This window comes from uncultured Jannaschia sp. (assembly GCF_947494025.1).
Classification (GTDB): Bacteria; Pseudomonadota; Alphaproteobacteria; order Rhodobacterales; family Rhodobacteraceae; genus Jannaschia.
Window position 1 is genome coordinate 559,372 of the sequence record NZ_CANLTQ010000002.1, and the last position, 7,454, is coordinate 566,825.

Below are 7,454 nucleotides of genomic sequence, written 5' to 3' on the forward strand. Positions count from 1 at the left end.
AAGCTCGCGAAAAGGGTCCGCCGGCGACGCGAACGGCGCCGCCGACGGAGATGTCGGACGTTATTCGGACAGGCCCACCTGGTTGAAGATGTGACCGCCGAGCGGGTGGACGACATAGCCTTCCACCTCGGGGCGCATCGTCATGAACACGACCGAATGCGCGATCGTGGCCCAGGGCGCCTGCTCCTTGAAGATGACCTGCGCCTCCTCGTAGAGCGCCGCGCGCTCCTCCTGCGAGGACAGGGTCTTGGCGTCCTGGATGAGCGTGTCGAAGGGCTCGTGGCACCAGTTGGCGCGGTTCGAGTTGCCGACCGCGTCGCAGCCCAGGAGCACGGCGAGGAAGTTGTCCGGGTCCCCGTTGTCGCCGGTCCAGCCCAGCAGCACCGCGCCGTCACGGTCCTCCGCCTTGGAGCGCTCGAGATACTCGCCCCATTCGTAGGACACGATCTCGACGTCGACGCCGATCTGCGAGAAATCCTCCTGGATCAGCTCGGCCATGCGACGGGCGTTCGGGTTGTAGGGCCGCTGCACCGGCATCGCCCAGACCTTCATCGACAGGTCGGTGACGCCCTCCTCCTCGAGCATCGCGCGGGCGGCCTCGGGGTCGTAGGCATCATCCTCGACGGCGTCGTTGTAGGACCACATGGTCGGCGGGATCGGGTTCTTGGCGATCTCGCCCGAGCCCTGGAACACCACGTCGATGATGGCCTCCTTGTCGATGGCCATGTTGAGGGCGCGGCGAACGTTCGGATTGTCGAACGGCTCCATGTTCGTGTTGTAGGCGAGGTAGCCGACGTTGAGCCCCTCCTGCTCCATCACGACGATATCCTCGGCATCCTTCATCGCCTGCACATCGGCGGGATTCGGATAGGCCATGATGTGGCATTCGCCGGCCTGCACCTTCTGGTAACGCACCGAGGCGTCGGGCGTGATCGCGAAGATCAGCGATTCCACCTTGGCCGGGTCGCCCCAGTAATCGTCGTTGCGCAGGTAGCGGATCACCGCGTCCTTCTGGTAGGCTTGGAACTCGAACGGGCCGGTGCCGATGGGCTGCTGGTTCAGCATCTCGGGCGTGCCGGCCTCCATCATCGCGTCGGCGTATTCCTTCGACAGGATGGAGGCGAAATCCATCGCCATGTTCGCGATGAACGGCGCTTCGGGACGGGTCAGGTTGAAGCGGACGGTGTAGTCGTCGACCTTCTCGATGCTTTCGACGAGGTCGGGCATCGACATGCTTTCGAAATACTCGAACGTGCCGCCGGAGACGGAGTTATAGGGGTTCTCCGGATTGCCCTGGCGATCGAAGCTGAAGATCACGTCGTCGGCGTTGAGATCCCGGCTCGGCGAAAACTGGTCGTTCGAGTGAAACTGCACGCCCTCGCGCAACTTGAACGTGACGGCCATGCCGTCCTCGGACACTTCCCAGCTCTCGGCAAGGCCGGGGATCACCTCGGTCGTGCCGGTCTTGAACTCCACGAGCTTGTCGTAGAGCGGGTGGCTCGACGCGTCGAAGGTCGTCCCGGACGTGTAGAGCGCCGGGTCGAAGCCCTCCGGCGAACCTTCGGAGCAATAGACGAGCGCCTGCGCGCTGGCCGCGGACGCGCCGAGCGTCGCCAGAAGCGCCGCGGTCGCGATTTCACGTTTCATTGGCATCATTCGTTCTCCCAGTTGAGCGTTCCGACAGCCGGCGCGAGAGGCCGGCCGCGGGGGACGGACACGCCGCCGCTTCGTCGATCCTGACCCTTGCGGGGCCAAACCGCCACCATTCTTTAGGGGGCCGTCGCGCGGAGTTCGAGAGGCGACCGCGCACAACGCCGCGCCTTGGAGCGACAGGCAACAAACGGTCTGTCGCCGCGTATCCGCGCATACGATCAATTCCGTCGAGATGGCCCGCATGAAACGATCTTGCGGTGCGCAGAGGCAGGCTTCTCAAGCTCCGGCGGGACGCCTTAAGGCGCCACCCCCGGCCCCGCTCCTTTTCGCGGACCCGCCCCGGCCGCCAAGGCGCCACGATTCCCGGACCAGCCGGTGCAACTTCGAATCCGTGTCCGCGCATGCGTCCGGCACGAGTCGCCCCGCATCGACGGAACATCGCGCCGGGCGTCGTGTTCGGCTTTCCGTAAACAGACGTTCCCCAACCAGCCGATGGAGTACAGCATGCAACTCGATGGCAAGAACATCGCGATCCTCATCGCCCCCCGCGGCACGGAAGAGCCGGAATTCGCGAAGCCGAAGGAGGCCGTGGAGGCGGCCGGCGGCACCGTCACCGTGGTCAGCCTCGAAAGCGGCATGGCCAAGACGGTGAACGGCGACCTCGATCCGGGCGCAGAATACCCGGTCGACAAGATTGTGGGCGAGGTTTCCGCGGATCAGTTCGACGGCCTCGTCATTCCGGGCGGAACAGTAGGCGCGGACACGCTGCGCGCGGATGCGGACACGGTGGCCTTCGTGCGCGCCTTTTTCGAGCAGTCGAAGCCGGTCGGCGCGATCTGCCATGCGCCCTGGACGCTGGTGGAGGCAGGCGTGCTGAACGGCCGCGAACTCACGTCCTACCCCTCGCTGCAGACCGACATCCGGAACGCGGGCGGCACCTGGACCGATGCGGAGGTGGTCGTCGACCGGGGTCTCGTGACGAGCCGCGACCCGAACGACCTTCCGGCCTTTTGCGAGAAGATCGTGGAAGAGTTCGCCGAAGGCCGTCACGAGGCGCAAAGCCGGAGCGCCTAGAGACCCTGCCCTCCCGCATCGAAGACGGAGCGGGAGGATCGAACCACCGTGCGACCGTGCCGGGATCCGGAGGGTTCACGACCGACGGTAATGACGCAATGAACGCCCGGACAACGCCCGGGCGTTTCGCGTCGGGTCAGGCCTCGATGCGGACCGGCGCACCCTTGTAGGCCGGCGTCTGCGACTTGGTTTCGTGATAGGCCAGCGGCACGAGCGGGTTCAGCTCCGGGTAGTAGCCCGCGACGCAGCCGTCGGGCAGGTCGAAGGGCGTGACCGTGAGACCCGCGACGCGGCGGTCGATCTCGTCCTTGAAGGTCGAGACGAGCGTGACGCTTTGGCCCTCGGAAAGACCGAGCCGGTCCATCTCGTCCCGGTTCACCAGAACGATGTCGCGCGACCCTTCCAGCCCGCGCAGCCGGTCGGAAAAGCCGTAGATCGTCGTGTTGAACTGATCGTTCGAGCGCAGCGTCACGAGCGTCATCACCTCGCCGCCCCCGACATCGCCCAGGGCGGAGATCACCGTCGGTGCGGTGAAGTTCGCCTTGCCGGTCTCCGTCTGCCACGTGCGGTCGCGGGCCGGGTTGCCGCGGTAGAAGCCGCCCGGCTCGAACATCCGGGCGTTGTAATCGCGGAAATCGTCCGGATAGCTCTCCTCGATCAGATCGCGGATTCGGCCGTAATCCCCGGTCCAGCCCCCCCAGTCCACCTTCGGGTTCGGCTCGAGCGTGGCGGCGGCCATGCCGGCGACGATGGCGACCTCGGACTTCAGGTCGCCCTCGGGTGCCCGCGCCTTGCCGATGGAGCCGTAGATGTGGCTGAGCGAGCATTCGATGGTGACGGCCTGCGGCCCCGTGGCCTGCAGGTCCTCGTCGAGCCGTCCGAGGCACGGCAGCAGATAGGTCTCCTTGCCCGGCCGCAGATGCGTGCGATTGAGCTTGGTCGCGATGCAGACCGAAAGCTCGAGATCGGGCCAGACCGCCTCCATCCGCTCCCGGTCGGGCAGCGCCCGGACGAGGTTGCCGCCGAGCAGTACCATCGCCTTCACCCTGCCGTCGAGCATCCCCTCGCAGGCATGGACGGCGTTCAGCCCTTCGTCGCGCGGCGCGGAAAAGCCGAACATCTCCTCCATCTTGTCGAGCGGCACGAGCTTCGGTTTCTCGGCAATGCCCACCGTCCGCTGCCCCTGCACGTTGGAATGCCCGCGCACCGGCGAGATGCCCGTGCCCGGCCGTCCGATATTGCCGCGCAGCATCAGCAGGTTCACGAGCATCCCGAGATTCTGCCAGCCGTGGACATGCTGGGTCAGTCCCATGCCGTAGATGCCGATCACCTTGCGCGCGTTTAGGTACACGTCTGCCGCGGCTTGGAGCATGTCCCGCGTCAGGCCCGAAGCCCGCTCGATCTCGGACCACTCCATCGCGCGCACGGTCGCGACCATCTCGTCGAAGCCCGCCGTGTGGGTGCGGATGAAATCATGGTCCAGCACTTCGTTCGGGGCCGCATCCTCGGCGTCGAGGATGATGCGGATCATGCCGGCCATCGCCGCGATGTCACCACCCGGGCGGACCTGGAAGTAATGCGTCGAGATCTTCGTGGGGCTGCCCACCGTCATTTGCAGCGGGTTCTGCGGATCGACGAACTCGATGAGCCCCTTCTCGCGCACCGGATTGAAGGTCACGATCTTGCAGCCGCGGTCGACCGCGGCTTTCAGCGGATGGAGAAAGCGCGGCGAATTCGAGCCGGTGTTCTGCCCGAAGAAGAAGATCGCGTCGCATTCGTCGAAATCCTCGAGCACGCAGGTCCCGACCGGGGAGCCGATCAGCTCGTTCAGGCCCACGCTCGTCGTCTCGTGGCACATGTTCGAGCTTTGCGGCAGATTGTTGTGCCCGTAGAGCCGCGCGAAAAGCTGGTAGAGATAGGACGCCTCCAGCCCGGCATGGCCCGAGGAGTAGAACACGGTGGACTTCGGATCGAGCCGCTTCAACGTCGCGCCGATGGCGGCGAAGGCCTCGTCCCACGCCACGCGAACGTAGCGGTCCTGCGCGGCATCGTAGCGCATCGGATGGGTGAGCCGGCCTTCCCGTTCGAGCTCGTAATCGGACCGCTCGCGGAGTTCCGTGACGGTATGCGTCTCGAAGAAGTCGGGACCCGCCCGACGCGAGGTCAGCTCGTGCAGGGTCGCCTTGGCGCCGTTCTCGCAGAACTCGAAGGCGTGCGGATTCGCGGGCTTCGCCCAAGCGCAGGAGGTGCACATCACGCCTTCGGGCTTGTTCTGCCGCGCGAGCGTTTGAACGGCGTCGGGGCTGTCCCATTCCTTGCCGAAGATGCGCGTGATCCCCTCGAGCGAGCCCCATCCGCCGGCGGCATTCTCGTATTCCGGCGTGTCCGCGTCGTGCGTTGTCGGATCGTGATTGTCGGAATTGGCCATCGCGCTTTCCCCCGGGGTTCGGTATCCTCGCCAATGCCGGTCGGAACTGGACGTCCGGCCCGCGTGACGTAGTTTCACTCGTAGACCGGGCCAGAACTTTCTGCCAGCCGGGGAGGATCGCAGTGAAGGACCATGGCACGACATTCGAGCTCGACGCGACCGTCGCGGACCGGGCCCCCGGGCGTACGCGTTGCGACCGGTTCACGCGGATCTCCACGGGGGCCGACCCGCGCGAGCAGCTCCGCGAGGTGGCCGTGGAGGTTCCCGTCTCCATCGAGGTCAACGGGATCGGCATCGCCGTGATGATGGCAACGCCCGACGCGCTCGACGATTTCGTGGTGGGCTTCGTGCGGGCCGAGGGTTTGATCGATCGGGCGGAGCAGGTCGCGGGCATCGACCGGCACCGGCATCCGAAGGGCTGGATCATCCGGCTCCGGCTGGACAACCTCGTCTCCGACCGGGTCGTGGCCCGCGCCCGGACCCGCGTGACCGAGAGCGCGTGCGGTCTTTGCGGGCTCGAGAACCTTGAGGCGCTCGCCGCGCCCCTGCCCCGCATCTCCCGCCCGATGCGCGTCGCGCCATCCGCCATCCGGACCGCGCTCGATGGCATCCGCGCCTGGCAGGAGATCGGGCGCTCGACCTCGGCCACGCATGCCGCCGCGCTTTGCGATCCATCCGGGGAGATCGTCCTTCTGCGGGAGGACGTCGGTCGTCACAACGCGCTCGACAAGGCGATCGGCGCCGGCATGCGGACGGGGCTGTTGTTCCCGGAGCTTTTCGCGCTCGTCACGTCGCGTCTGTCCTTTGAGCTCGTGGAGAAGGCCGCGCGCGCCGATCTCGGGGCGCTCGTTGCGATGTCGGCGCCAACCTCGCTGGCGCTCGACCGCGCCGCGGAAGCCGGATTACCGGTCATCGCGTCGGCCCGCGCCGACGGCGCGCTGGCATCCGACGCCTATGCGCGCGAGGCGTCATCGTCTTACCGAAAGTAAGGGGACCTGGCTGGAGGCCGGAGTAGCAGGACGTCGTGCCAGAAAATCGTTCCGCGGAATCCGTGGCGCAACCTGGGGTCGGTCGGGGCCGCAACCCTTCAAAGGGTCGACACGTTCGGCGTCCGCCGCCCACTTGACGCAATCAGGCACCCTCTCAGCAGAAGTCGACCTCGCATGTGACAGGCAAATCGACATGCCGCGGCAAGCCGTATGGCCCAAGTCGATCATCCTCCGGGAAACCCGAAGCGGTTCACTCCAGATGCGTCCCATCCGCCAGCAGCACCTCGCTCATCGGCACATCCCAGGGCATCGGATAGATCGTCGGTATAAGGCAGCCACTAAACCCCACGCCGATGATCCGTGGCCGCGGCTCGAGCCGGACGAGCGTCCGGTCGTAATAACCCCCGCCATTGCCAAGGCGGTATAGCTGCTCGTCGACGCCGACGAGGGGGGTGACGACGATGTCGGGTATACACGCCGCGCCGTCGGCGGGCGCGAGTATGTTCCAGTATCCGCGGGTCATCCGGCTCTCCGGGGACCACGCGCGGAATTCGAGCGGTGCCTTTTTTTCGATCACCACCGGAAGCAGGATCCGGGCACCGGCGGAATGGGCCGAGCTCATCCATGATCGGAGATCCGGCTCGCCCCGGATCGGCCAGTAGACAGCGATGGTCGTGCCGGCCTCGAGATCGACGGTCCTGTTCAGACCTTCGATCAAAGTCGCGGTCGCCCTCTCCCGTTGCTCCGGGGAGAGCGCACGTGCTGCGACCAGCCGCGCCCGCTCCGCGCGTCTGAATCGCGCCACGTCGCGTGCCGTCACAGGGTCGATCGGATGTCCGTCGACAAGCAGATGAGCGAAGCAGGGGTCGGTGCCCCCCTTGGTGTCGTCTTCCATCGTCACGCCGTCCGTTCGGTTTGCTGTGGCGGGAACAGGGTATCGCAAGCCCAAACGAAAACGAAGGTGCAGGCCATGTAGAAACCTGCGAAGGAGTCCTTCATCAACACCCGGCGATCGGCGAAACATCGAGCCACCATGCGAAGAGCGACAGGAGACAAACCGGGAGCGATGCCTCGACGGGCGCTGCATGCACAATCCGGAGCGGCGCTGTCTCGCGAGCATCTCTTGACACCACCGGAGGACGCGATCGAAGATCGGATTGAAGGGATCTTGTTGCACGGGGCTGGCCCGCTCCTATCCGGTGGTCTGGTCTCAGTCTTGATGTCTAGGTGTTCAGAGGCTGTGTGAGAAGTCGCCGTTCCGCCGTCGCGGACCATGTTTTGCCGAGACTACTGGAGGTACAGCATGGCTC

5 protein-coding genes are annotated in these 7,454 nt (G+C 65.9%); 2 read left to right on the forward strand and 3 right to left on the reverse strand.

Features of this window, described 5'->3' with window-relative positions; translation table 11 throughout:
- Positions 1–60: 60 nt before the first annotated feature.
- Complete coding sequence (locus Q1B08_RS06505; RefSeq protein WP_299816320.1) at positions 61–1,653, reverse strand: ABC transporter substrate-binding protein; 1,593 nt, start codon at positions 1,651–1,653, stop codon at positions 61–63.
- Positions 1,654–2,157: 504 nt separating this feature from the next.
- Here Q1B08_RS06505 and Q1B08_RS06510 point away from each other — a divergent pair.
- Positions 2,158–2,727, forward strand: a complete 570-nt coding sequence (locus tag Q1B08_RS06510) for a type 1 glutamine amidotransferase domain-containing protein (RefSeq protein WP_299816322.1) — start codon at positions 2,158–2,160, stop codon at positions 2,725–2,727.
- A 136-nt stretch (positions 2,728–2,863) separates the two neighbouring features.
- Here the strand turns inward: Q1B08_RS06510 and Q1B08_RS06515 are convergent, their stop codons facing one another.
- Entirely contained in the window at positions 2,864–5,155 is a 2,292-nt protein-coding gene (locus Q1B08_RS06515; protein WP_299816324.1) for an FdhF/YdeP family oxidoreductase, read from the reverse strand.
- Positions 5,156–5,277: 122 nt separating this feature from the next.
- Here Q1B08_RS06515 and fdhD point away from each other — a divergent pair, with 122 nt between their 5' ends.
- Entirely contained in the window at positions 5,278–6,144 is an 867-nt protein-coding gene (gene fdhD / locus Q1B08_RS06520; protein ID WP_299816326.1) for a formate dehydrogenase accessory sulfurtransferase FdhD, read from the forward strand.
- 250 nt (positions 6,145–6,394) lie between these two features.
- Here fdhD and Q1B08_RS06525 read toward each other — a convergent pair whose 3' ends face one another.
- On the reverse strand, positions 6,395–7,039 hold the full coding sequence (locus Q1B08_RS06525) for a 5-formyltetrahydrofolate cyclo-ligase (RefSeq protein WP_299816328.1): 645 nt from the start codon (positions 7,037–7,039) through the stop codon (positions 6,395–6,397).
- Positions 7,040–7,454 lie beyond the last annotated feature (415 nt).